Source organism: Orrella daihaiensis, assembly GCF_022811525.1.
In the GTDB taxonomy this organism is placed as follows: Bacteria; Pseudomonadota; Gammaproteobacteria; order Burkholderiales; family Burkholderiaceae_B; genus Algicoccus; species Algicoccus daihaiensis.
This window is the reverse complement of the sequence record NZ_CP063982.1, coordinates 1,431,672-1,456,190: the sequence shown is the minus strand read 5'-3', so window position 1 is coordinate 1,456,190 and position 24,519 is coordinate 1,431,672. Positions and strand designations below refer to the sequence as shown.

The window sequence follows — 24,519 nt, the reverse complement described above, 5'->3', positions numbered from 1 at the left end:
CCGTGGTGGGTGCTAACGGGTTCGAACCGCTGACCTACGCCTTGTAAGGGCGCCGCTCTACCAGCTGAGCTAAGCACCCACGGTCTTGCTTTACTGATCCGCGCTCCTGATCCTTGTTGCAACCACATACGGAAAACAGTTGGGAAGGTATCAGACTAACGACGGAGTTAAAACTTCTATAAAGCAACTACTCCAAAGCAGCTTCTACAACCGAACTACTCAGAATTTATAAAAGCAACGGTCCGCATTATAGCGGACCGCAGCGATACTGCCAAACGCGATTGCAATTTAATTAACAGCGTCTTTCAAAGCCTTACCAGGACGGAACTTTGGCACTTTGGCCTTTTTGATTTTGATGGTTTCACCAGTGCGCGGATTGCGACCAGTGCGAGCAGCACGAGCCGAAACAGCAAAAGTTCCAAAACCGACCAAAGTCACCGTGCCACCTTTTTTGAGTGTGGTCTTAACACCGCCGATCAGAGCGTCGAGGGCACGAGCAGCTGCAGCCTTCGAAATATCCGCCTTGCTGGCGATGTGGTCGATCAATTCGGTTTTGTTCATGTCAGGATTACCCCTTGCAATTCAAGTTAATAATGTCCACAGCGAGCAATCGTGTGGAGTTTTCGTAGCGCCAACCGTGCGGTTACACCACATACTTGTATTTAGCCCTCACAAACGCTGACTGTCAAGCAAAAAATCATGCTGAGAACCGCATATTTATTGGGTGTGACGAATTTGAGACTTTCAGAAAGTTGGGCGTAAACAATGGTTGGAGTTTTCAAAAAAACTGCGCTATAACATACGCCCGTCAACCTGATCGGGCCTCAAACCATGGCGTCAAGCGCCTTTGAAAAATCAGCCAACACATCATTCAGATCTTCGATACCGACGGAAACACGAATCAAGCCATCCTCAATGCCCATCTGAGCACGCATCGCAGATCCCATTTCATGATAGATGGTCTGTGCCACTGGCAACGCTAGCGTGCGCGTGTCCCCTACATGGGTAGCCAACACCGGCAGACTCAAGCTATTGAGAAACTCGACACAATCCAATCCTGGATTTAAGGAAAACGAAAGCAGCGTCCCAAACCGATCTCCAAACAAGCGCGCGGCGCGGTCGTGTTGTTGGTGATCAGGCAAGCCGGGGTAAGCCACCCTGGCGACGGCGCGATGACCATCGAGCAGTTGAGCAAGCGCCAGTGCATTGGCACATGCCTTATCTAACCTGAGCGCCAATGTCTCAGCACCAATTGCGATGCGGTGAGCGGGCTCTGCGGCAAGCGTTGCACCCATGTCACGCAAGCCTTTTTTCTTGATCTGAGCCATCGCCCAGCCCTTCGGATCATTTTTTTGATAGGTCGGCAATATATTCGGATAGCTGGACCAATCAAATAGACCGGTATCGATCACCACTCCGCCAAGTGCCTGCGCATGACCTGCAATGTGCTTTGATAAGGAATGCATCGTCAAACTTGCGCCCACAGACTTGGCTTGAAACAAGTAAGGCGAGGTCAGCGTGCCATCAACGAAATAGACAAGATTGTTAGCTTTGGCAACCTCACCGATACCCTCTAAATCTGCAATTTGGGTTCCAGGGTTACCAATAGTCTCCACAAAAATCATCCGGGTATTTGTGCGCACTGCCGCCTTGACAGCATCTAGGTTGGTAGCATCAACCAAAGTCACCTCGATACCGAGCTGCGACAACGTGCCGAACAAACTGTTGGTATTACCAAATACGTACTGACTCGCAAGCAAATGATCACCCGACTTCAGCAACGTCGCAAATACGGCTGTTAGTGCAGCCATGCCAGTCGCAAACGTAATAGCGCTAGTTCCCGCCTCCATTTGAGCCAACTTGGCTTCTAGCGCAGCTGTAGTCGGCGTACCCTGGCGCGCATAAGAGAAGCCTGGTCGACCCTGAAACACAGCGACTAGGTCTTTGGCATCGGCATAGGCGTACTGGGACGATGTATGGATCGGTTGATGCACGGCGTTGTGCTCCGTGCCACGTAAGCGATCATGGTGCAAGATCTTGGTGGTAAAGCCCTTTAAAGTGCTCTTAGCGGTCATGGTCAATCGATCACTGAAATTAATAAGCGCAGTTTACTGCGCTGGCAAACGGCGCTGACGAACAGTTTCATATAGACAAACCCCCGTGGCCACACTGACATTGAGACTCTCGACTGAACCGCCCATGGGTATGTGCACTAAATGATCACACAATTCGCGGGTCAGGCGCCTCATGCCAGCTCCCTCAGCCCCCATCACCCAGGCAAGCGCGCCACGCTGATCAACCTCATGCAAAGTCTGGGGGGCACGCTCATCAGTACCGATCAGCCACACCCCCCTGTCTTTAAGCTCGCGCAGCTGCCGAGCCAAATTGGTGACCATGATGTAGGGCACGGATTGGGTAGCGCCACAAGCAACGCGCTCGACCACGGGGCTTAATCCCACTGCCCTATCCTTGGGTGCGATCACAGCATGCACCCCAGCCGCATCAGCGGTTCGAAGACATGCCCCGAGATTATGAGGGTCAGTCACACCATCGAGCACCAAGATAAATGGGGCTGACTGCATGGTGTCAAACACTTCGTCAATATCTTGGGCCAATGCCAAAGGCTCCACTAGCGCCACAACGCCTTGATGACGAACCCCTTGCGTCAGCTGGTCAAGCCGCTGGGCATCAACGACATGACACGTAATACCTTGATCTTTTAACCAGGCGAGAAGACTTGACATGCGCTTATCACGCCTAGTCGCATCGAGATAAACCTCGCGCACTGATCCTGGCGCCTGACGCGCGCGAGCTTGAACTGCGTGAAATCCTGCCAACAGTTTAGATTGACTCATTGATATTGATTCTCAAGCATTTGTTATCTAGCGCCGCCGGCTAGGCGATTTCTTTGAGCCACGTCGACCGGTTTTCTTGGCGGCAGCACTGTCTGGCTTTGCGCTACGCTTAGCTTGCGCACGTCGCTGTTTTGCAGTCTGACCCTTAAGTTCAAAGGGCTTGGTCGAAGCTGCTTTTTTGACATGACGAGTGCTTGCCGTGGATGCTCTGGCTGCTTCGCGCTTAAGTGAAGCGAACGACGTGCCGGCCACTAGCCTGAACTCGATGCGCCGGGCCTCAAGATCCACACGCGCGACCTGCACCTGTACTGAATCGGTCAGTCGGTAGCGCATGCCTGTGCGCTCTCCCCTTAGCTCGTGCATGGCCTCGTTAAACTGAAAATACTCAGTGCCGAGTTCGGAAACATGCACCATGCCTTCGACATGCAACGTATCAAGCGTGACGAAAATCCCAAAACTGGCCACACCAGTGATTCGGCCACTAAAGACCTCGCCGACACGTTCTTTCACGAACCAGCACTTAAGCCATGCCTCCACATCACGAGAGGCATCATCAGCACGGCGCTCACGAGCTGAAAGCAAGATACCGAGCTTTTCCCAAATATCGTGCTCATACTCTTTACGGGTCATGCCTGGCACCACTACATGATCTGGGGCAACAGGCATGTATCGCTCTTTGGCTAGCAACGCCTTAATGACTCTATGTGTCAGCAAGTCGGGATAGCGCCGAATCGGCGAAGTGAAATGTGTGTACTCAGGATAAGACAACCCAAAATGACCGACATTATCAGGTGAGTAAATAGCTTGCTGCATCGAGCGCAAACACATGCTTTGCAATAAATCGAAATCCGGACGATTGCGCGCCTTATCCACCAATGCCGCGTAGTGGCTCGCCTGTGGCTCATCACCGCCAGCCAGATCAAGCCCCAGGGTTTTTAAAAATGCGCGCAGGCTCTGCAGCTTCTCTGGCGTCGGACCCTCATGAATGCGAAATAGCCCTGTATGCTTGCTGCGCCGCATGAAGTCAGCCGCACAGGTATTGGCAGCGAGCATGCACTCCTCGATCAAACGGTGCGCGTCATTTCGAACCAGTCCAACAATCCGTTCAATTCGACCTAACTCGTTACAGACAATCTTGGTTTCGACGGTATCGAAGTCAATTGCACCACGGCGTTTACGAGCATCGGCCAGCACACCAAACAGTTCATGCAGGTTTTGAATATGCGGCAGTACTGCGCCTATCTGCTTGGCAATGGGACCTGTCGGTTGCTGCAAGGCTTCCCATACCTGCGTGTACGTCGTTCGTGCGTGAGAGTGGATCACCGCGTTATAGAACTGGTAGGCCAACACCTCCCCGGCCTTCGCGCCCGAGGCTGAGATCACCATATCGCATACCAGGGCCAGACGATCCACGTTCGGGTTTAGCGAACACAGCCCGTTAGACAGCTTGGTTGGCAGCATCGGAATCACACGGCGCGGAAAGTAGACGCTAGTCCCACGCTCACGGGCATCCTCATCCAAAGCGTCACCATCCTTAACGTAATGGCTGACATCGGCAATGGCCACTAGCAAGCGCCAAGCCGAGCGCTTGCGTGACTGTCCGAGCTCGACCGGCTCACAATAAACCGCATCATCAAAATCGCGCGCATCCTCGCCATCAATTGTGATTAACGGCACATCACGCAAATCCACTCGACCTTTCAAATCTTGACGCCTAACCTCCTCGGGCAATTTGTCACACTGCCGCTGGGCCTTGTCAGAAAAATCCACCGGCACATCAAACTTGCGAACTGCAATCTCGATTTCCATACCTGGATCATCGATTTCGCCCAGAATTTCAGCCACACGCCCCAAGGGCTGGGTATGCCTTGTTGGCTGCTCAATGATTTCAACGGTGACGACCTGGCCATGCTGTGCGCCAGCGGTCTCAGATGGCGGAATCAATACATCATGCTTGATGCGTTGATCCTCTGGCACCACAATCGAAACACCGCGCTCATTTAAGAAGCGACCCACCAAGCGGTTGGTGCGGCGCTCCAGCACTTCAACAATGGTGCCATCAGGTTTGCCACGATAATCGCCAGTTATCTTGACCAAAACGCGGTCTGCATGCAGCACCTTGAGCATCTCACGGGGAGACAGAAAAATATCCTGCTGACCATCATCGCGCTGCAGAAAGCCGAAACCATCACGGTGACCAAGAACCTTGCCAGCAATGAAATCCAGTTTCTTTGCCAACAGCAAAACACCCTTGCGATTCGGCATCAACTGCCCGTCACGCTCCATGGCTGCGAGCCTGCGCTCAAAACCGACCCACGTGGCGTCACGCACGACCCCCAAGCGATCGGCTAACTCGGCGGGCGTTAATGGCGTGGTGCTACGCCTCAACTCAAGCAGAATCGCCTCACGCGACGGTACGTCTGGATCAAAATCCGGCAAATCTGTAGTACTTGAAGTCATTAGGCTTTACTTGCTTTGAGAGTCACGAAGCGGTGAATTACGAGGGGTTTAATCTCGTATATAATTTGCGTCCTGTTAGACATTATGCCTGACGCAGTGCCCAGGTGGCGGAATTGGTAGACGCGCATGGTTCAGGTCCATGTGCCGCAAGGTGTGGAGGTTCGAGTCCTCTCCTGGGCACCAGCTTTTATGGGTTCTAACCCCTTATGAGCCGATTAGTCGAATCGGCTCAGCCTGATTAATCAGTCGGGCACATCTCAAACCTCTTGAATCACATCAGTCCAACCGGTCGCGTCAATTCTGCCGGACCATCAGGACGTGTCTGATGCCTGCTTCCATGAAAGGCTCGCCCAGAGCCTGAAATCCAAATGAGCGATAGAAATGCTCGGCCTCGCATTGGGCGTGTAACTTTAGGGTCTTTGCACCAAGCACATCGGCTTGCTCGATTAAGGACCTGAGCACCGCTTTGCCATATCCTTTGCCCCGATAAGGTTCAAGTACCGCGATGCGACCAATTTTGGCGGTAGAGTTCGGACTCGTCAGAACTCGTCCCGTGGCAACCGCACACCCATCTACATCAAATGCAACGACGTGAGTGGCTTGCTCATCGAACTCGTCTTGCTCAAGCTCGTAAGGTACGCCCTGCTCCTCGACAAACACCGTCAAGCGGATCGGCAAAGCCAACCGCTTAAGGTCGACCCAGCTTCCAAACCTCAGATTCGCAGCATTATCGGTGGTGTTCAAGCAACAAACCCTATAGACGATGTCATTTTTAGGCGGCGCTCAAAGTACACTTCGAGCCTAGTCAATTGTAATGATGACACTCAATGTTCGCAGCAGTCATAAATTCTGTCGTGCCCATTTTTGGGCTCATTTTTCTTGGCTGGCTTTGCGGCAAACGCGGCCTGCTTAACGCGACGGCGACTGACGCGCTCAACAGATTTGTGATTTATCTCGCATTGCCAGCGTTGCTATTTGTTGCCATGGCAAGGGCTGATCTTAATGCAATGGCTGAACTTGGATTTGTTGCGAGCTTCACACTCGGGACAATATTCACCACGCTGATCTACGTCTGGTTGAGTCGCAATGACGGACTCGCAGATTTGCCGCGTATGATCAACGGCATGAGCGTGAGTTACGCCAACGCTGGATTTATGGGTATCCCGCTTATTCTTCTGGTGTTTGGCGACCAGGCATTACCAATCGCAATTATCGGCACGGTGTTAACGGTTGCCGTGCAATTTGGTTACACCATTGTGATCATCGAAATTCAGCGCGCTCGCGGTCGTAGCCTATTGCCCGCCCTAAAAAAAGTAGCCCTCTCACTGTTAAAAAACCCAATTCTGGTAGCCACACTACTTGGGATTTTATGCTCGGCCCTCGGGATTAGCCTGCCTGTGTCGATCGTCAGTGGCATCGATTTACTCGGTGCGGCTGCGACACCATGCGCGCTGTTGACCATTGGTTTATTCCTGGCGCAAACCACGGTTCCAGCCAGCACTGGGTCGGTACTGAAAATCGTAAGTTTGAAATTGTTTGTACACCCCTTAGCCGTTGGGGTATTGGCGATCGGCGTGTTTGATCTTGACCCCTTGTGGTCCTGGTGCGCCATTCTAGCCACGGCTCTACCGGTGGGAACGGGACCGTTCATGCTAGCGAATTTGTATCAACAAGACGCTGCCCTAAGTGCTCGCGCCATCCTGATCAGCACAATTGGATCGGTCATGACATTAACTGCATTGATCGCGTGGGTAAATATCCAAGGAATTGCATAAGTTTCTGCTATCTTAAGTGTGTCGTGCACCAATAGACCTGACATACAAAACGCTCAAATCCATAGAGCCGGAGACATCAACATGATCAGCAGCCACCTGCCACCGTTACGTGGCCAGTTCGCCGTATTCTGGGTTGTGTTCGCATTGAGTTTCATATTTCCAGTGCTCGCACTCATTTGGCACAAAGAGTGGTGGCTGCTGGCTTTTGCGAGCTGGGGCTTGTTGATACTGGGCTTGTATGACTTGAAACAGACCCACCATTCCATTCGGCGCAACTACCCCATCATCGGCAATATGCGCTATCTGCTCGAGTCCATCCGACCGGAACTGCGGCAATATTTCTTTGAGAATGACCAGGACGACACACCGTTTTCTCGGGCGAAACGCTCGTTGGTCTACCAACGCGCCAAGCAGCAGCTCGACAAAAAACCTTTCGGTACCGAGGAGAACGTATACGCTGAACATTACGAGTGGATCAACCACTCGATGCAGCCAGCTCACATCAGTAACAAAGACTTTCGTATCAAGGTCGGTAGCAAAGATTGCACCCAGCCACATGAGCTGTCCGTTCTAAATATCTCGGCCATGAGTTTTGGGGCGCTGTCTGCCAATGCGGTTCTTGCGCTTAATGAAGGCGCAAAGATTGGTGGCTTTGCACACGATACCGGCGAAGGCGGTATCAGTGAATACCACCTACGTCCTGGCGGTGACTTGATCTGGAATATCGGTTCGGGCTACTTCGGGTGTCGCGATGAGAACGGCAATTTCAGCGAAGAAAAATTTGCAGAAAACGCTACCCGCCCAGCAGTCAAAATGATAGAAATCAAACTCTCCCAAGGAGCCAAGCCTGGTCATGGTGGGATACTGCCAGGCGGCAAAGTCACGCCGGAAATAGCTGCAGCACGTGGCGTGGCAGTTGGTCAAGACTGCAACTCGCCAGCAGCGCATTCGGCATTCAAATCGCCCATTGAGTTGATGCACTTCATTGTCAAGCTCAGGAAACTATCGGGCGGCAAACCAGTCGGCTTTAAGCTTTGCATTGGACATCCTTGGGAATGGTTTGCGATTGCCAAAGCCATGCAGCAAACAAACATCACACCCGACTTTATTGTGGTTGACGGCGCAGAAGGCGGAACAGGTGCCGCACCGGCTGAATTTATCGATCATGTCGGCACACCGCTCAGAGAAGCATTAAGACTGGTACACAACACGCTAGTGGGTCTGAATCTGCGAGACCAGATCAAACTAGGTGCCTCAGGCAAAATAGTGACCGCATTTGATATGGCCCGCATCATGGCCCTAGGCGCCGATTGGTGCAACAGTGCCCGGGCATTTATGTTTGCAATTGGCTGCATCCAGGCTCAATCTTGTCACACTGGCCGCTGCCCCACTGGTGTGGCCACACAGGACCCTTTACGCCAGCGAGCCCTGGTGGTTGAGGATAAAGCGCCCAGGGTAGCCAACTATCATCGCAACACCTTGGCTGCACTGGCAGAACTTATTGGGGCAGCCGGTTTACATCACCCAGATGACTTAAAAGCCCATCACATTGCCTGTCGGTTGTCAGTCAATCACGTGACCCTTTTGTCCACCGTCTTTCCGGAAGCACGCCCGGGTGAAATCCTGGAAAACGACCTGCGCTCACGAGTTCTGCAACTCGGATGGCCGATGGCCGACCCAAATTCATTCAAGCCGGCTGGTGACCTGTCTGAGCGACTGGCCCAAATGGACACTCAGGCAATCCCTTACACGGTGTGACTGCCACGAAGTTGTATCTAGCGATATGATCTAAATGTGGTCGGGCATGGAAAATGCCGCTGCGCGTCACAACTCGCTTTACGACCAGGCAAAGCGAGTCCGGATGACGTCAATTGCTCACACATGGGGAGAAAGCTTGGACGAGCAGCAACAGGTACTGACGGCGTTATATCGCACGATGGTGCGAATCAGAGCATTTGAAGATGCGGCCGAGGACGCTAGCCAAGGGGGTGTGGCAGTCTACGGCCAAGCTACCAGTGGCCGCGCAAAGGTGCGCGGGCCACTGCACTTGTCCACTGGGCAAGAAGCGGTCGCTGCAGGTGTCTGTGCGCACTTAACCGCCAACGACTACATCACCTCAACCCACCGCGGACACGGCCACACACTGGCCAAAGGCGCGGACATGACCAGAATGATGTGTGAACTCTTCGGCAAAGCACACGGCTTTAACGGGGGTCGCGGTGGATCCATGCACATCGCTGATTTTTCTGTTGGGATGCTAGGTGCCAACGGCGTAGTGGGTGCAGGCATGCCGATTGCCGTGGGCGCAGCCCACGCCCAAAAAATACAAGGAAGGCCCGACATAACCGCGTGTTTCTTTGGCGATGGTGCCATTAACCGAGGACCGTTTCTGGAATCTCTTAATTGGGCACAAGTCTATCGACTTCCGGTTTTGTTTGTATGTGAGGACAATCAATGGAGTGCCACCACGGCGACGAGCGCCATGAGTGCTGGCGCTGGTGCCGCAGCCCGAGCGCGCAGCATGGATATCGAAGCCGTGGAAGTCGATGGCAATGATGTGCTTGCAGTCTATCGCGCCGCCCAAGAACTTGTGAACAGCGTGCGCAAAGGGGACGGTCCAAAGCTGCTTCATACCCGGACCTACCGCGTCAAAGGACATGTCTCAGTTGATAAAGCGGCATATCGCAACCCGAGCGAAGTCGAGCAAGCGCTCGCACGTTGCCCCATCAAAAAAGCCCGTGCTCTTTACCTAACCATGCCAGGCGCCCGGGCCGACGTACTAGACCAGATAGAAGCCGATGCGCAAGCCGAAATAGAAGCTGCATTGGCTTACGCCGATGCCTGTGACCCGCCAGATCCAGAGACGGCATATACACACATCCAGACCGTAGGAGCGGGTCAATGGCATTAATGACTTACGCCCAAGCCGCAGTTGCTGCCTTAGATGACGCGATGAGTGCGAACGACCGTGTCATTGTGCTTGGTGAAGATGTCGGACGGGGCGGTATCTTTGCCCAGTATGCCGGTTTGGCACAAAAGTTTGGCCCAGACCGGATAGTGGATACACCCATTAGCGAAGCAGCCATCATGGGCGCAGGTGTGGGCATGGCGTTGGCTGGTATGCGACCGGTCATCGAACTGCGGGTTACGGATTTTGCGATGTGCGCCATGGATGAAATCGTCAACCAGGCAGCTAAAAACCGCTACATGTTTGGCGGGCAAGGTACGGTTCCCGTGGTGGTACGAATGCCCATGGGCATCTGGGATGCGTCGGCTGCCCAACACAGTCAATCACTGGAAAATTGGTTTGTTCACTTGCCTGGTGTGGTTGTGGTGGCGCCATCGACACCACAGGACAACTACAGCCTGTTGAAAGCAGCATTGGTTTGTGACGATCCCGTCATTTTTCTAGAGCATAAGACCCTATGGGCAAGCAGTGGCGAAGTTGATACCAGCCTCGACATTGAATTAGGCAAAGCCGAGGTCGTGCGAACAGGGGAACATCTCACTCTAGTTACCTGGAGTCGCCAACGACAAGTCTGCCAGCAAGCGATCGAAGAGCTTGCAAATCAGGGTATTGATGTTGAACTGATTGACCTCAAGAGTCTCTGGCCCTGGGATAAGGAGGCAGTGCTTCAGTCTTGCCGCAAAACTGGCCGCCTGTTAGTGGTGCATGAGTCCGTTCAAGTCGGTGGGTTTGGCGCAGAAATCGTCAGCACAGTCGTCGAGCGCCTGCCTTGCCAGGCCAGGCGACTCGGTGCGCCGCGCATCCCGGTGGGCTACGCCAGTGAGCTTGAAGCCCTGGCCAGAGTCACCAGCCAACAAATCGTGGATTACGTTCAACGAATGCTCGCACAACACACTGATCAAGTGCCCACCTCATGAAGCCAGACCCAGTTAACCCTACTCCTAACGAATCATCCGAACCGACCATCAAACCCAAAGTGCCATTGGCGATTGAGGACGCACTGACCGCCGCGGTGATGGGCGCGCTTGCGCTGATTACCTTTATCAATGTACTAGTGCGCTATTTCACTGATCAGTCCTTTGCATGGACCGAAGAAATCTCCGTATTTTTAATGATTGTTCTGGCGCTAGTTGGCGGCTCAATCGCTTTTGCTCGCAACCATCACATTCGCATTGAATTCTTTGTAAACAAATGCAATCCGCAACAGCAACGATGGCTTGGTGAGTTTGCAGCCTGGCTAGGCGCATTGATGTTTTTTGCGCTGGCTATTCTGAGCGCGCGCCTGGTGTGGGATCAATATGAGTACGAAGAGATTTCGCCAGCCATTGGCGTGCCGCAGTGGTGGTACTCCATTTGGCTGCCGCTGCTGTCTCTGGTGATTGGCTTGCGTCTGATTGGTCTCTGGATGCGCACCAGGAAGTCGTCATGATCGGCCTGATTCTATTTGGCGTCTTTATCGTGCTGATGCTCTTGGGATTACCCATCGGCGTAGCCATGGGGCTAGCAGCCACGTTGGCAATCGGTCTTGCCAACGTGGACACGTTCTGGTTTGGACTACTTGCCGTCCCGCAAAACTTCTACGCGAGCCTTGGTAAATATCCGCTTCTGGCACTACCAATGTTTGTCTTGGTAGGCACCATCTTTGAGCGCTCCGGTGTCGCTAGCCGCCTGGTTGACTTGGCGATCGCCATCCTTGGCCGCGGGCCTGGTGTCTTACCGGTTGTCGCTATCGCGGTGGCCATGTTGCTTGGCGGCATCTCGGGTTCCGGACCTGCCACAGCAGCTGCGGTTGGTGGCGTCATGATCGCTGCGATGACACGTGCAGGCTACTTCCCCTCTTTTTCTGCGAGTGTGATTGGCGCATCGGCTGCGATCGATATCTTGATCCCCCCTTCCATCGCGCTGATTGTGTATTCGATTCTGGTGCCGGGCGCCTCCGTACCCGCCATGTTCGCAGCCGGCTTGTTCCCTGGACTTCTGTTTGGCATTGCGCTGATGGTCCCAGCCTACTTGCTGGCACGTCAATACAACATGGGTGCAAATGAAGCTTCATTGCCACGCCCACCGTTTTGGCGTAGCCTGAAAGAGGCCATCTGGGGATTGGCCGCGCCAGTGCTTATTCTTGGCGGCATGCGTGCAGGGCTTTTCACGCCGACAGAGGCCGCCGTGGTAGCTGTCTTCTATGGCTTGTTCGTGGGCATGGTCATCTACCGCACCATCAAAATCAAGGATCTATTCGCCATCTTCAGAGATGCGGGCGAACTATCTGCCATCATTCTGATGGTGGTGGCACTTGCTGGCATTTTTGCCTACTCGCTTTCCACATTAGGCATCATCGATCCCATCACTGAAGCAATCACGAGCTCTGGGCTCGGTGAATATGGGGTTTTGGCGCTCGTGCTGCTGCTTCTGGTTCTAGTCGGCATGGTTCTGGATGGCGTTTCGATTTTCCTGATTTTTGTGCCATTGCTGATGCCGATTGCTGCCTTTTACCAATGGGATCTGGTTTGGTTTGGCGTGATTTTGACGATCATGGTTGCCATCGGCCAATTCACACCGCCAATTGCGGTTAATCTGATGGTTTCATGCAAGATCGCACAAGTGCAGATGGAGACTACCATCCGATGGGTCATGTGGCTGTTGCTGGCTGCGGCCCTGGTTCTGTTGCTGCTAGTGGTGTTCCCTGAAATCGTGGTTTGGTTGCCAAGGACACTGGGTTATTAACTGGTCTTTTAATCGTTTTACGAGCATTTAGATTTTTACAAACGACATTGACATGGAGGAGATGTCACGATGAACTTTAAAACCACACTCAAAGTGGCTTTGGCCACTGCGGCTATGGCGATGGCCACCGGCGCCGCTGCTCAGAACTACAAACCCGAATACCGTATGTCTCTGGTAGTTGGCACGGCGTTCCCTTGGGGTCAAGGTGGCCAGATCTGGGCTGACCTTGTGCGCGAGCGCACCAACGGTCGTATCAATATCAAACTCTATCCTGGGGTCTCTCTGGTCAATGGTGATCAAACCCGCGAGTTCTCGGCAGTCCGCCAGGGTGTGATCGATATGGCCATTGGTTCCACCATCAACTGGTCACCGCAAATCAAGGAGCTTAACGTCTTCTCATTGCCATTTTTAGCAACGACCTGGGCGCAAACGGATGCCATGACCGGGGGTGAGGTTGGAAAGCAAATCTTTGACATCATTGAAAAGCGCGGCGCCATTCCACTGGCCTGGGGCGAGAACGGTTTCCGTCAGCTAACCAACTCCAAGCGAATTGTCTCCTCACCGGCCGATATGAAGGGAATGAAGATTCGTGTGGTGGGTTCGCCACTGTTTATCGATGCGTTCACCGCCTTGGGTGCCAATCCCACGCAAATGAGCTGGGCCGATGCACAACCTGCTCTGGCAAGCGGTGCAGTCGACGGTCAGGAGAATCCTCTGTCTATCTTTGTGGCCGCCAAGATGGATAAGCTTGGACAAAAATACATCACTGAGTGGAACTACATGAATGATCCACTGGTGTTTGTGGTCAACAAGGATGTCTGGAACTCCTGGACCGCGGCCGATCGGGACATCGTGCGCCAAGCCGCTCAAGATGCTGCCAAGCAGCAAATCGCCTTGGCTCGTAAGCCCGTGAAAGAGACCATTCTGGCCATGGGCGTTGGTATTACACAGTTGACGCCGGCGCAATTGGCCGAGTTCAAGAAAGTAACCAAGCCCGTCTATGACAAGTGGGTAAAGCAAATTGGACCGAGCTTGGTTAAAAAGGCCGAGCAAGCAGTAGCCAACGCCAAGTAGTTGTTGGCTCACCTGTGTGGTCATGAGTAACAGGGGCGGCATTTGCCGCCCCTGTTACTTTGACTTAACGACTTTCAGTAGCCTAATGAATAGCTGAATCGACCGCACAAGACCCACCTATCCCAATTCAGAAGCCCGCGTAAATTCCTCACGCTCAGCAATGAAATTCGGTCGTGGTGCAAGCCCACAAAATGGACTAACTGGTTTGTTTTGAAGGCTGTTGTAGACAATAAAAATATTGCTGCGTGCCATTGGCGTGATGTTTGAGCTCGATCCGTGCATGGTGTTGCAATCAAAAAATGTCACTGACCCAGCTGGCCCTGTAGGCGCCACAATGCCAAAGTCCTGCACCAGCCTTGCCAGGCTTTCGTCGTCTGGTATGCCAAGATCCTGGCGTCGAAGTGAAGCCTGATAATGATTCTCGGGCGTGCGCCCAACACAAGCAATGAAACGATGATGCGAGCCTGGGATCAGCATTAGTGGCCCATTATGTGGCGTGTTCGGTGTCAGGCTGATCGAACAGCTTACCGTACGCATCCCGGGCAAACCATCCTCGACATGCCAGGTTTCGAAATCGGAATGCCAATAAAATTCTTTGCCCCGAAACCCACCCTTATAGTTAATGCGTGACTGATGCACGTAGACCGGGCCGCCGAGCAATTGCTCGGCGATGCCGACAATCTTGGGGTGCGCTGCTAGATGACGCATGACGCGACTAGTGCGATGCACAGCAAAAATCGAACGCAGTTCTTGACTGTGGGGCTCGATAATCGCCTGGGCAGAGGATTTCACCGCTGCATCGGCCCTTAATCGATTTAATTCATCAATCCAACCTTGCAAGTCGGCGTCACTAAATAGGGAATCAAAATATAGCAACCCGTTTTCGTCATACTGATCGAGGGTGGCCTGATCAAGTGGTCCGTCGCCAGCCATACCGTACACCACCGGGTCAAGACGTGGTGTAACACGAGGTGTATCAGCAACTCTTGATGGATATCGGTCCACCAGCACCATGGAATCTGCGAAGGCTTGGTCCATATCGCTCTCCTTATGCGGTATTTAAAGTCGGTTCACTCGCTCAAGGCGTAGGCGCCGGTCTGATCATGCACCTCACGACCGGTCAGGGGCGGATTAAAAACACAAACCATGCGCATATGCACCCCTTTGTTAGCGCGCAAAATGTGGCGATCGTGATTATTCAAGGCATAAATCGTTCCCGTTCGTATCGCATGGGTTTGCCCTGTGGCCACGTCCGTGAGCTCACCCTCGCCTTCAATGCAATACACCGTCTCAAAATGATGGCGATACTCCATTTCAAGCTCGGCACCAGGTTTGATAATGGTGTCATTGACTGAGTAACCCATGCCGGCGTCCCTGTAAATCAACCGTCGACTGTTCCAGCCGTTCGTGTCTACATCAGCTTCTGTTCCCAATATGTCATCAAGATGCTTGACAATCATCGTCCTATTCTCCGAGTTGCGTTAGCTTATTTGCGCCGTATCGGCCTGAGCGATGGCTTGCATACTTTGCTCAATAATGTCTAAGCCGTGGTTCAGATCAGCTTCATCGATCGTCAAACTCGGTAAAAGCTTTAAAACCTGATCATCAATTCCCGCGGTCTCGATAATCAAACCACGCTCAAAACACGCCTTTGAAACTTGAGTCGCCATTGCACGATCGGTGAACTCCACGCCCCAAATCAAACCGCGACCACGCACATCGGCCTCAATCTCCTGATCCTGCACCATGGCGTTCAATCGACGCTCCACCAGCTTTGACTTTTTACGCACCGACATTTCCAGAGCGTTGTCCGTCCAGAAATCAAGTGCCGCAGTCGCTGTCACAAACGCCGGACAGTGGCCCCGAAATGTTCCGTTGTGCTCACCGGGAGACCAAAGATCGAGCTCGGGCTTCATGAGCACTAACGCCAGCGGCAATCCGTAACCAGACAACGACTTTGACAATGTGATGATGTCAGGCTCAATACCAGCATCCTCAAAACTAAAAAACGCGCCAGTGCGACCACAACCGACCTGAATGTCGTCCACAATCAGCAAGATATCGTGCTGCTTGGTAATGTCTCGCAGTCGCTTTAGCCAATCTTGACTGGCCACATTGACACCACCCTCGGCTTGCACTGTCTCGACGATGACAGCAGCCGGTATCTCCATGCCACTACCACTGTCGATCAACATGGCTTCAAGATATTCCAGCGTGTCAATTTCCTCGCCCAGATATCCCTCAAACGGCACGGCTGCCGTGTGATGCAATGGCACACCAGCACCTGCACGTTTAAAGCTGTTACCCGTGACAGCCAACGAACCTAGTGTCATGCCATGAAATGCATTCGTGAAATTAACTACGGTTTGACGCCCTGTCACTTTACGGGCCAGCTTAAGAGCGGCTTCAACCGCATTGGTCCCGGTAGGTCCGGGAAACTGAAACTTATATGAAAGACCACGCGGCTTAAGCACAACATCATTAAAGCGCTGGATGAAACGCTGCTTGGCTTCGCTGTACATATCAAGCGTGTGGGTAATGCCATCACCAAGCAGATAACGGATTAACGGTTGTTTAATACGGTCATTGTTATGACCATAGTTCAAAACACCAGCACCACTGAAAAAATCGAGATAGCGTTGCCCGCCAGTGTCAGTCATCCAAGCGCCTTTTGCAGAGGAAAATACCGCCGGAAAATTGCGGCAATAGCCTCGGACCTCAGATTCGTATTGTTCAAATATATTCATACTAATTTCCTCCTTCGTAAGTCTGACTGTGACGCAGAGCTAGACAAACACGCCCACCAGACCGATTTAGACGCGCTTGCGCGCAGCCTTGGGAATTGGACCAATTCGATAAATCGGCTCAGGCCGATGCCCTGCCGGAAAATGATCCGCTGTGAAATGTGGTTCAACAGAACAGGTCGCTGATAACGATCTCGCAAACGATCGAAACAGCTGGTCTGATGCAGCATTGTCATCAGCCACTGTGGCTGTAACCCAATTGACTTCACGATTAGCCGGCAAATTAAGCCAAGCGCAGAGCATGCGTTTACCTAGCCCCTGTCCTCGCCAGGCAGGCAGTACACCGATTTGCCAACAAAATGCCGTCTCAGGATCATTAGGTGGGTGATACCCAATCAAAACGCCAGCAATCGCCTTGTCATCTTCGGCAATGAGACAGGTTTCCCGGAAGTCACTGCAAAAAATCAAATAAAAATATGCCGTGTTTGGCTCAAGTGTTCCGGCCTGTTGAACAGCTCGCCATACCGCCACGCCATCTCGCTGGTTTGGCGCACGAAAAGTCAATGATGATCTCGCTACAAATGATGGTGTGTCTTTAATCTCGCTCATGCGTAAAGTTGATCTTCTCTAACGCCATCAATGACCGAACCTGATCGGTCTAGGCGCTTGGCTGAAACGATGCTTTGCACATCATTTGTCGCAGCCACTGTCCTGTGACAGGACTTGAAATACATGCCGGCGTCACATAACTGACGACAATGCCGCACATGATCGGAACAACCCTCTCTCAGCAAAGAATCTTGAAAGGACTGCGCGTAAGGTGAGCGCAAAGCTCACCAGCAACAAAGCAGAGGTTAGCCCACGCATATGAATCCAGACAAACTCGTCTTACCAATTGTGATCACAATCAGAAAATTATTGATTTTTTTGACTTAAAACCAAGATATCATCAGATATATTTCAAATATTGTGATCACAATATTCAATAAAAATTGCCAAGCATATTGATAAACGCATAAGAGTATGAAAACCGTATGAGCACTCAGCGACAATGACAACTCACACAAACACACCTCCCCCCCGCAAGCGGACACATCAACTGCCCCAACCGCGTGCGACTGAAGCAGATAATGTCTATGGCAAACTAAAAATGCTGCTGTTGACCGGCGCACTTCAGCCCGGTCAGAAACTGACGCTCAGAGCACTAGCTGACCAATTTGGCACAAGCATCATGCCTATTCGTGATGCCATCAGGCGATTGACGGCTGAAGGCGGTCTTCAAATGCATACCAATCGAACGATTAGCGTCAATGCACCAACTCCCGCGAAGTTCGGCGAGATCATAAAAATTCGCTGCGCACTAGAGGGGCTTGCTGCAGAAGTTGCCTGCCGGCAAATGACCCAAACAGAGCTAATGAAGCTGCGCCACCACGCCCAGCGGTTTGAGAAGGAAGGTCACAAGGCAAGGCCCAACCCAACGCTATTGGCTCGGGTGAATCGAGATCTGCATTTTGGGGTATACCGTGCAGCGAACATGCCACAGCTGCTCGAAATGATTGAAAGCTTATGGATCCAGGTGACCCCGGCCATCTCCTCAACGCTGCGTCATGCAACCAGGGGGGTTAAGCAATGGGAGTCGTTTGCCCATCACGCCAAGCTCATCGACAGTCTGTCGCGTCGAGACGGGGTGCGTGCCAGACAAGCAATCGTCGCTGACATTCGTGATACGGGCAGTTTTATTTTGCGCTCAGGTGCGCTCGAATTTCTAGGGGACGTATCACCGAAAGAACTGAGACAGCCGAGCAGACGTCAACATCGTTTGTGATTAAGCAATGACATCAAATGTTGCTCAAATTACAATTACTTGCCTGTTTTTTAAAAAAGCCCGTCAACCTGCTTGGCGAGGCTGACGGGCTTTAATGTTCTGGTGGCGCATCAGGGACTCGAACCCCGGACCTGCGGATTATGATTCCGTCGCTCTAACCAACTGAGCTAATGCGCCGATATGACCGCGAAGCGGATGATTGCATCAATTTGGATATAACTTGATCGCAACTTTAGATTGCTTGACTGATTTAACAATCACGACCTGATGCAGTCAGGAACGAGAATATAGCACTTTTTTAGACCTATTTCAGGAATATGCACCCATGAAGCACAACCCACAAAGGCCCACCATTCGGATCTGGGATCTACCGACCCGTTTATTTCACTGGCTATTCGCTGCTAGTGTGATCGGTGCCGTGGCGACCGTTAAAGTGGGCGGCAGCTGGATGGACTGGCACTTGCCATTGGGCATCACTGCACTTGTCTTGCTCGTGTTTCGCTTGGTTTGGGGCTTTACCGGCTCTCGCTACGCTCGATTCTCTAGTTTCGTTCGTTCCCCTGGCGCTACAGTGACTTACTTGCGCAAGCAACATCGAGTCGTAGCGCCGGGCCATAACCCCCTTGGCGCCTGGTCCGTGCTGGCTTTGCTCACCGTCGTTGGCATACAGGCCTTCACGGGGCTGTTTACGACTGACGAGATCCTCACTCAAGGCCCACTTAATCAGTTCGTCAGTAGCGATGTTGCAAGCCTGATGAGTTCGATTCATCGGTTCAATGAAAAACCATTGTTTTTGCTGGTTGGCTTGCACTTGATTGCTATCTTGATTTACGCGCTCAGGGGCACGCGATTGGTGCCACCTATGATCACCGGTGACAAACCAGCCGATCAGCTACCACCCGATACACCTGCAGCCCGCGATGATGTTGGGATCAGAGCTTGGGGCCTGGTGTTAATCGTCATTCTAGGTAGTATCGGGTGGTGGCTCATTGAGCTTGGCAACTCTGCTGGCATGAGTTTTAACTAAAACAAAGGGCGCCGAAGCGCCCTTTGTTTTAGTTAGCGAGAAACTGATCAGCCGCTGGTTAGTGGCAGCTCAATCCCGAAAGCTATCGTGGCAAGCCTTACAGGACGCGCCCGTATTGGCGAATGCTTTCTTCAAGTCATCGAGGTTGCCAGCCTGAGCAGCAGCAGTCAAGGGTACCAACGAATCCAGAAATTTCTTCTGAGCGGCCTTAAAGCCTTCTTCATCTAACCAAATGTCGTCGCGCGCATCACCACCCTCTGTGCCCGGTCCAAATGCCTTCCAGGGAAGCTTGGCGACTTGATCCAGGATCTGAACATTGGCAAGCACTGCCGCTTGATCGTATGCAATTTGGCCTTTAACCACAGGCTGCAATGCACCAAAGTGTGCTTTGATGATCTGAAATGCACCTTGACGATACTGAATCGCATCGTCGGCCTTGCCAAAGGCCTGAGCTTGAACACTGGTCGCCACCAGTGGTGATGCAATAGCCAGGACAAGTGATGCAAACAAAGATTTATTCATAACGGCACCTCCAAAAAAACAACTTGTTCACCTCGACTATACCCGCTCAGGGTTGCTTTGCAAGTGATATGGATAAACCAAGATAGCTTCTTGGTGTCATTTCAAGCAATCTGTCCTTGTCGGCTTGAGGCAAATCAAGCGCAATAATGAACTCGCGTAGTCCTTCGCGCGTAATGCCCTTGCCTCGAGTCAGTGCCTTCAGTTGCTCATATGGCTCGGGTAAACCATAGCGCCTCATGACTGTTTGTACGGGTTCGGCCAATACTTCCCAACAAGAGTCGAGATCCGCATCGATGGCGGCGGTGTTAACCTCGAGCTTGCCCAAACCCTTGGCACAAGCATCGTAGGCCACCATGCTGTAACCGAGCGCAACACCAATGTTTCGCAGCACCGTTGAGTCTGTCAGGTCACGCTGCCAGCGCGATATCGGCAATTTTTCAGATAGGTGTCGCAAAACTGCGTTAGCCAAACCGAGGTTACCTTCCGAGTTCTCGAAATCGATCGGATTGACCTTGTGTGGCATGGTTGACGACCCGACCTCGCCTTCACGCAATTTTTGCTTGAAATAACCCAGCGATATGTACCCCCAGATGTCCCGGTTCAAGTCAAGCAGAATCGTATTGGCCCGAGCAATAGAATCGAACAACTCAGCCATCCAGTCGTGCGGTTCAATCTGAATAGTGTGGGAGTTCTGGGTCAGACCAAGCCTATCTAACACCCCGCGACTAAATGCCGGCCAATCAATGTCAGGATACGCACTCAGATGAGCGCTATAGTTGCCGGTCGCACCGTTGAGCTTGGCTAATGGCCTGACAGAAGCAATCGCTTGAATGCCACGCGCGAGCCTGTGCGTCACATTTGCAAACTCCTTGCCAAGCGTGGTGGGTGTGGCCGGCTGTCCATGTGTGCGTGACAACATCGGCTGCGCCGCCTGCTCAATCGCGATAGTTTGTAGCTGAGTCAACAGCCCCCTCAGGGCGGGCAGCAGCACTGTCTCACGAGCGCGGCCTAGCATTAATGCGTGGGAAGTGTTGTTGATATCTTCAGACGTACAAGCAAAGTGGATGAATTCCGCAGCTCGCGCTAGTTCGGGATGGTCCTGAACTTTTTCTTTAAGCCAGTACTCCACCGCCTTCACGTCGTGATTGGTGGTGCGTTCGATAGCTTTGATGCGCGATGCGTCGTCTTGACTGAAGTGGTCTATTAGCGCCTGCAAACGCGACTTGGCATCCGCGGAAAACGCCGGCAACTCCGGCAAACCTGCTTCACTAAGTCCAATGAGCCAGGCGATTTCCACCTCGACTCGATGCGCCATAAAACCGGCCTCAGACAATAACGGTCGTAAAGCCTCGCAGCGGCTTGCATAGCGGCCATCTAATGGGGAAAGTGCGGTTAGCGCGCTCAAGTTGGTCGAGATGGACATGATCTATATTTGTAAAAAAACGACAGTTTGAAGGTAGATGAGTGTAGCACCCAGTATTTTCGCTCTACGCATTCCATGTGGCTATAAACTCAATGCGTCGAATTATTCAACGATGTTGGATCAGCTCCGTAATGCATGGACTTGAAAACAAATTTGATCCGTTTTGCTGGAATTGCATAGAAGCACCGAATTATGAAACTGATTGGTTCTCTTACAAGCCCGTACGTGCGCAAAGTACGTGTTGTCATGGCTGAAAAAAAACTTGAATGCCAATTTGAACTCGAGGATGTTTGGAGCCCTGACACCCATATTCAGACAGTTAACCCATTGGGTAAAGTGCCGTGTCTGGTCATGGAAGACGGTGGCGCGCTGTTTGACTCACGTGTGATTGTTGAATACCTAGACACCCTGTCGCCCTATAACCGACTCATTCCACAAGCCGGGCGCGAACGCGCAGCGGTTCGCTGCTGGGAGGCACTGGCCGATGGTGTGCTCGATGCCGCGGTAACAGTATTTAAGGAGCGACAGCGCCCCACAGAACAAATCAGCCAGTCGTGGATAGACCGACAACTTGGCAAGATCAATGCTGCGCTAAAGGCGATGAGCAATGGACTGGGCGAACAGACGTTTTGCCGGGGCACTGCCGTCTCATTAGCTGATATTGCGGTGGGTTGTGCACTGGCCTATCTGAGCTTTAGATTTTCTGAGATTCAATGGCGTGAGTCTTATCCCAATCTGGCAGCCTTACACGACAAGATGATTGTCCGCCCATCGTTTGTAGATACCCAGCCACCGCAAACTTAAAGGGTGGTTACACAATGATGCCACCACCTAGACAAACGTCACCGTCATAGACGACAGCGGACTGACCAGGGGTCACGGCCCATTGTGCAGACTCGAACTTCAGACTGAAACCGTCGAGATCTGTTTTAACCAGAGACGCTGCGGCGTCGACCTGCCGGTAGCGTGTCTTCACGCCAAAAATACGCCCAACCTCAGGGGCATTGCCCGCCACCCAACTCGCTTGCTCGGCACAAAGGTGCGTCGACTGTAGCCAGGGGTGATCATGCTCTGGCACGACGTAAAGTGTGTTGTTCGCCATGTCCTTTTTTGCAACATACCAGGTCGGACCACTACCATCGGCGTTTTGATATTGCTTGACACCCCCAATACCCAGGCCTTTGCGCTGCCCCAAGGTGTAGAAGGCCAAACCATGATGCTGCCCTATCAGTATGCCATCGGCGGTCAACATCGGACCCGGATCGGTCGGTAAGTATCGGTTTAAAAACTCTCTAAATGGCCGCTCACCGATAAAGCAAATACCCGTGGAGTCTTTTTTTGCCGCATTGGGCAACCCAAGATCATGCGCAAGCTCACGCACGCGAGTCTTTGGTAGCTCGCCCAAAGGGAAACAGGCCTTGGCGAGTTGAGCCTGATTCAATCGATGCAAAAAATAACTTTGATCCTTGGTCGCGTCCAGTCCTTTGAGCAGTTCAAACTCGCCGGGCACGGTTGGCGACGGGCGTACGCGCGCATAATGGCCTGTGGCAATCAGATCAGCGCCGAGCGTCATGGCATGGTCTAGAAATGCCTTGAATTTAATTTCGGCATTACACAACACATCAGGATTGGGCGTGCGTCCTGCCTGATATTCCCGTAAAAACTCAGCAAATACCCTATCCTTGTATTGGGCCGAGAAGTTCACTGCCTCAATATCAACCCCGATCAGATCAGCCACGCTCGCTGCATCAAGCCAGTCTTGGCGAGACGAACAGTACTCATCATCATCGTCACCCTCCCAATTTTTCATGAAAAGTCCGATGACCTCATGACCCTGTTGCTTTAAGAGCCAGGCAGCCACCGAGGAGTCCACTCCTCCAGACATGCCAACCACGATGCGTTTTGGCTCGAGTTTGTTTGATTTATTCATGGCTTAATTGTACGGGTCTGTTGTATAACGATTGTTTTAATAAAACAACGAAGAAACAATAGGAGAAGCTCGATGCGCATCGGGATCCCCAAGGAGACCCGCGATGGCGAAACCAGGGTCGCTGCCACACCGGAAACCACCAAAAAGCTGATCGCCGCAGGACACCAGGTTCTAGTTGAACGCCACGCGGGTGTGCTCGCTCGCTTTCAGGACCAAGCCTATACCGAGGCCGGCGCTGAACTGACCGATGCGGCAACGGCACTCTCGGCTGAAACGGTGCTCAAAGTACGCGCGCCAAGCGCCGCAGAACTGACACACATGAAATCTGGCAGCGTGCTGGCAGGGATGCTAGACCCCTTTGACAACGAAGGGCTGGCCGCCATGGCCGCTGCCGGCTTAACCGCTTTTGCCCTTGAGGCTGCACCCCGCACCACACGGGCTCAAAGTCTCGATGTCCTGTCATCACAAGCCAACCTTGCTGGATACAAGGCTGTGATGCTTGCTGCCAACCACTACGGGCGTCTCTTCCCGATGATGATGACCGCTGCGGGTACTCTGAAGGCGGCAAGGGTAGTGGTGCTTGGCGCAGGGGTAGCGGGCTTACAGGCCATTGCCACAGCCAAACGTCTTGGCGCTGTTGTCGAAGCCTCTGACGTGCGGCCAGCAGCTAAGGAGCAGGTCGAGTCACTGGGGGCGAAATTTATTGACGTGCCATTTGAGACTGACGAAGAACGTGAAATCGCTGAAGGCTCTGGCGGCTATGCCCGTCCGATGCCCCCTGCGTGGATGGCCCGTCAGGCTGAACTGGTGGCCCAACGCTGCCAACAGGCTGATATCGTCATTACGACTGCATTAATTCCTGGGCGGCCAGCACCACAGCTCGTGAGTGCCGATACCGTTCATCGAATGAAGCCTGGAAGTGTCATTGTCGACCTCGCGGTTGAACGGGGCGGCAATTGCCCGCTATCTGTTGCCGGGCAAGTTGTCGAAGAAAACGGCGTCGTCCTGGTTGGCCTGACCAACCTGCCAGGCATGGTGCCCACGGATGCGTCTGCCCTGTATGCACGCAACCTGCTCGACTTCCTGAAACTCATTGTGGATGCCGAAGGCAAGCTGGCGATTAATCGTGAGGACGATATTGTGCAAGCCTGCCTTGTGTGCGAATCTGGCCAAGTTCTGAGGAAAAACTGAC

23 protein-coding genes and 3 tRNA genes are annotated in these 24,519 nt (G+C 52.6%); 12 read left to right on the top strand and 14 right to left on the bottom strand.

What is annotated here, in order from left to right; translation table 11 throughout:
* Window positions 1-3: 3 nt before the first annotated feature.
* From DHf2319_RS06640 to rnr, 5 genes are all read right to left on the bottom strand, one after another.
* Window positions 4-79: transfer RNA gene (locus tag DHf2319_RS06640), tRNA-Val, on the bottom strand.
* Window positions 80-288: 209 nt separating this feature from the next.
* On the bottom strand, window positions 289-561 hold the full coding sequence (locus tag DHf2319_RS06635) for an HU family DNA-binding protein (RefSeq protein ID WP_243477350.1): 273 nt from the start codon (window positions 559-561) through the stop codon (window positions 289-291).
* Window positions 562-824: 263 nt separating this feature from the next.
* A complete protein-coding gene (locus tag DHf2319_RS06630; protein WP_243477349.1) occupies window positions 825-2,075 on the bottom strand; it encodes a cystathionine gamma-synthase family protein in 1,251 nt (416 codons plus the stop codon).
* Window positions 2,076-2,108: 33 nt separating this feature from the next.
* Window positions 2,109-2,855, bottom strand: a complete 747-nt coding sequence (gene rlmB, locus DHf2319_RS06625; RefSeq protein ID WP_243477348.1) for a 23S rRNA (guanosine(2251)-2'-O)-methyltransferase RlmB — start codon at window positions 2,853-2,855, stop codon at window positions 2,109-2,111.
* 27 nt (window positions 2,856-2,882) lie between these two features.
* A complete protein-coding gene (gene rnr / locus DHf2319_RS06620; RefSeq protein WP_243477347.1) occupies window positions 2,883-5,315 on the bottom strand; it encodes a ribonuclease R in 2,433 nt (810 codons plus the stop codon).
* 98 nt (window positions 5,316-5,413) lie between these two features.
* Between rnr and DHf2319_RS06615 the strand changes: the two genes are divergently transcribed.
* Window positions 5,414-5,498: transfer RNA gene (locus tag DHf2319_RS06615), tRNA-Leu, on the top strand.
* Between the two features lie 111 nt (window positions 5,499-5,609).
* Here the strand turns inward: DHf2319_RS06615 and DHf2319_RS06610 are convergent.
* Window positions 5,610-6,059, bottom strand: a complete 450-nt coding sequence (locus DHf2319_RS06610; protein WP_243477346.1) for a GNAT family N-acetyltransferase — start codon at window positions 6,057-6,059, stop codon at window positions 5,610-5,612.
* Window positions 6,060-6,142: 83 nt separating this feature from the next.
* Between DHf2319_RS06610 and DHf2319_RS06605 the strand changes: the two genes are divergently transcribed.
* From DHf2319_RS06605 to DHf2319_RS06575, 7 genes are all read left to right on the top strand, one after another.
* Window positions 6,143-7,090 carry an AEC family transporter gene (locus DHf2319_RS06605; protein ID WP_243477345.1) on the top strand — a complete coding sequence of 316 codons (948 nt, stop codon included), beginning with the start codon at window positions 6,143-6,145 and terminating at the stop codon, window positions 7,088-7,090.
* A gap of 81 nt (window positions 7,091-7,171) precedes the next feature.
* Window positions 7,172-8,848, top strand: a complete 1,677-nt coding sequence (locus tag DHf2319_RS06600) for an FMN-binding glutamate synthase family protein (protein WP_243477344.1) — start codon at window positions 7,172-7,174, stop codon at window positions 8,846-8,848.
* A gap of 178 nt (window positions 8,849-9,026) precedes the next feature.
* The gene (locus DHf2319_RS06595; protein WP_243480041.1) at window positions 9,027-10,001 is read left to right on the top strand and encodes a thiamine pyrophosphate-dependent dehydrogenase E1 component subunit alpha; all 975 of its coding nucleotides are present in this window, start codon (window positions 9,027-9,029) and stop codon (window positions 9,999-10,001) included.
* Entirely contained in the window at window positions 9,992-10,975 is a 984-nt protein-coding gene (locus DHf2319_RS06590) for an alpha-ketoacid dehydrogenase subunit beta (protein ID WP_243477343.1), read from the top strand. The genes DHf2319_RS06595 and DHf2319_RS06590 overlap by 10 nt, the downstream gene beginning before the upstream one ends.
* Window positions 10,972-11,487 carry a TRAP transporter small permease gene (locus DHf2319_RS06585; RefSeq protein ID WP_243477342.1) on the top strand — a complete coding sequence of 172 codons (516 nt, stop codon included), beginning with the start codon at window positions 10,972-10,974 and terminating at the stop codon, window positions 11,485-11,487. Before DHf2319_RS06590 ends, DHf2319_RS06585 begins: the two co-directional genes overlap by 4 nt.
* Window positions 11,484-12,782: a TRAP transporter large permease gene (locus DHf2319_RS06580; protein ID WP_243477341.1), complete on the top strand. Its 1,299-nt coding sequence runs from the start codon at window positions 11,484-11,486 to the stop codon at window positions 12,780-12,782. The genes DHf2319_RS06585 and DHf2319_RS06580 overlap by 4 nt, the downstream gene beginning before the upstream one ends.
* Window positions 12,783-12,851: 69 nt before the next feature.
* The gene (locus DHf2319_RS06575; protein ID WP_243477340.1) at window positions 12,852-13,856 is read left to right on the top strand and encodes a DctP family TRAP transporter solute-binding subunit; all 1,005 of its coding nucleotides are present in this window, start codon (window positions 12,852-12,854) and stop codon (window positions 13,854-13,856) included.
* Between the two features lie 117 nt (window positions 13,857-13,973).
* Here the strand turns inward: DHf2319_RS06575 and thpD are convergent, their stop codons facing one another.
* The 4 genes from thpD to ectA are packed head-to-tail and all read right to left on the bottom strand — an operon-like array spanning window position 13,974 to window position 17,209.
* A complete protein-coding gene (gene thpD, locus DHf2319_RS06570) occupies window positions 13,974-14,894 on the bottom strand; it encodes an ectoine hydroxylase (RefSeq protein ID WP_243477339.1) in 921 nt (306 codons plus the stop codon).
* Between the two features lie 32 nt (window positions 14,895-14,926).
* The gene (locus DHf2319_RS06565; protein ID WP_243477338.1) at window positions 14,927-15,316 is read right to left on the bottom strand and encodes an ectoine synthase; all 390 of its coding nucleotides are present in this window, start codon (window positions 15,314-15,316) and stop codon (window positions 14,927-14,929) included.
* A gap of 21 nt (window positions 15,317-15,337) precedes the next feature.
* Complete coding sequence (gene ectB / locus DHf2319_RS06560; RefSeq protein WP_243480040.1) at window positions 15,338-16,609, bottom strand: diaminobutyrate--2-oxoglutarate transaminase; 1,272 nt, start codon at window positions 16,607-16,609, stop codon at window positions 15,338-15,340.
* Window positions 16,610-16,669: 60 nt separating this feature from the next.
* Window positions 16,670-17,209 carry a diaminobutyrate acetyltransferase gene (gene ectA, locus DHf2319_RS06555; protein WP_243477337.1) on the bottom strand — a complete coding sequence of 180 codons (540 nt, stop codon included), beginning with the start codon at window positions 17,207-17,209 and terminating at the stop codon, window positions 16,670-16,672.
* A 442-nt stretch (window positions 17,210-17,651) separates the two neighbouring features.
* Here ectA and DHf2319_RS06550 point away from each other — a divergent pair, with 442 nt between their 5' ends.
* The gene (locus DHf2319_RS06550) at window positions 17,652-18,425 is read left to right on the top strand and encodes a GntR family transcriptional regulator (RefSeq protein WP_243477336.1); all 774 of its coding nucleotides are present in this window, start codon (window positions 17,652-17,654) and stop codon (window positions 18,423-18,425) included.
* A gap of 100 nt (window positions 18,426-18,525) precedes the next feature.
* On the opposite strand, the gene DHf2319_RS06545 is transcribed toward DHf2319_RS06550, so the two are convergent.
* Window positions 18,526-18,602: transfer RNA gene (locus tag DHf2319_RS06545), tRNA-Met, on the bottom strand.
* A gap of 148 nt (window positions 18,603-18,750) precedes the next feature.
* Between DHf2319_RS06545 and DHf2319_RS06540 the strand changes: the two genes are divergently transcribed.
* Entirely contained in the window at window positions 18,751-19,452 is a 702-nt protein-coding gene (locus DHf2319_RS06540) for a cytochrome b/b6 domain-containing protein (RefSeq protein ID WP_243477335.1), read from the top strand.
* 69 nt (window positions 19,453-19,521) lie between these two features.
* Here the strand turns inward: DHf2319_RS06540 and DHf2319_RS06535 are convergent, their stop codons facing one another.
* Window positions 19,522-19,974, bottom strand: a complete 453-nt coding sequence (locus DHf2319_RS06535; protein WP_243477334.1) for a c-type cytochrome — start codon at window positions 19,972-19,974, stop codon at window positions 19,522-19,524.
* Between the two features lie 46 nt (window positions 19,975-20,020).
* Window positions 20,021-21,397: an adenylosuccinate lyase gene (gene purB / locus DHf2319_RS06530; protein ID WP_243477333.1), complete on the bottom strand. Its 1,377-nt coding sequence runs from the start codon at window positions 21,395-21,397 to the stop codon at window positions 20,021-20,023.
* 192 nt (window positions 21,398-21,589) lie between these two features.
* On the opposite strand from purB, the gene DHf2319_RS06525 reads away from it, so the two are divergent.
* Window positions 21,590-22,201, top strand: coding sequence for a glutathione S-transferase (locus DHf2319_RS06525; protein WP_243477332.1), 612 nt, complete (start codon window positions 21,590-21,592; stop codon window positions 22,199-22,201).
* A gap of 7 nt (window positions 22,202-22,208) precedes the next feature.
* Here DHf2319_RS06525 and mnmA read toward each other — a convergent pair whose 3' ends face one another.
* Window positions 22,209-23,327, bottom strand: coding sequence for a tRNA 2-thiouridine(34) synthase MnmA (gene mnmA / locus DHf2319_RS06520; RefSeq protein ID WP_243477331.1), 1,119 nt, complete (start codon window positions 23,325-23,327; stop codon window positions 22,209-22,211).
* A gap of 72 nt (window positions 23,328-23,399) precedes the next feature.
* Here mnmA and DHf2319_RS06515 point away from each other — a divergent pair, with 72 nt between their 5' ends.
* A complete protein-coding gene (locus DHf2319_RS06515) occupies window positions 23,400-24,518 on the top strand; it encodes a Re/Si-specific NAD(P)(+) transhydrogenase subunit alpha (protein ID WP_243477330.1) in 1,119 nt (372 codons plus the stop codon).
* Window position 24,519: the final 1 nt, after the last annotated feature.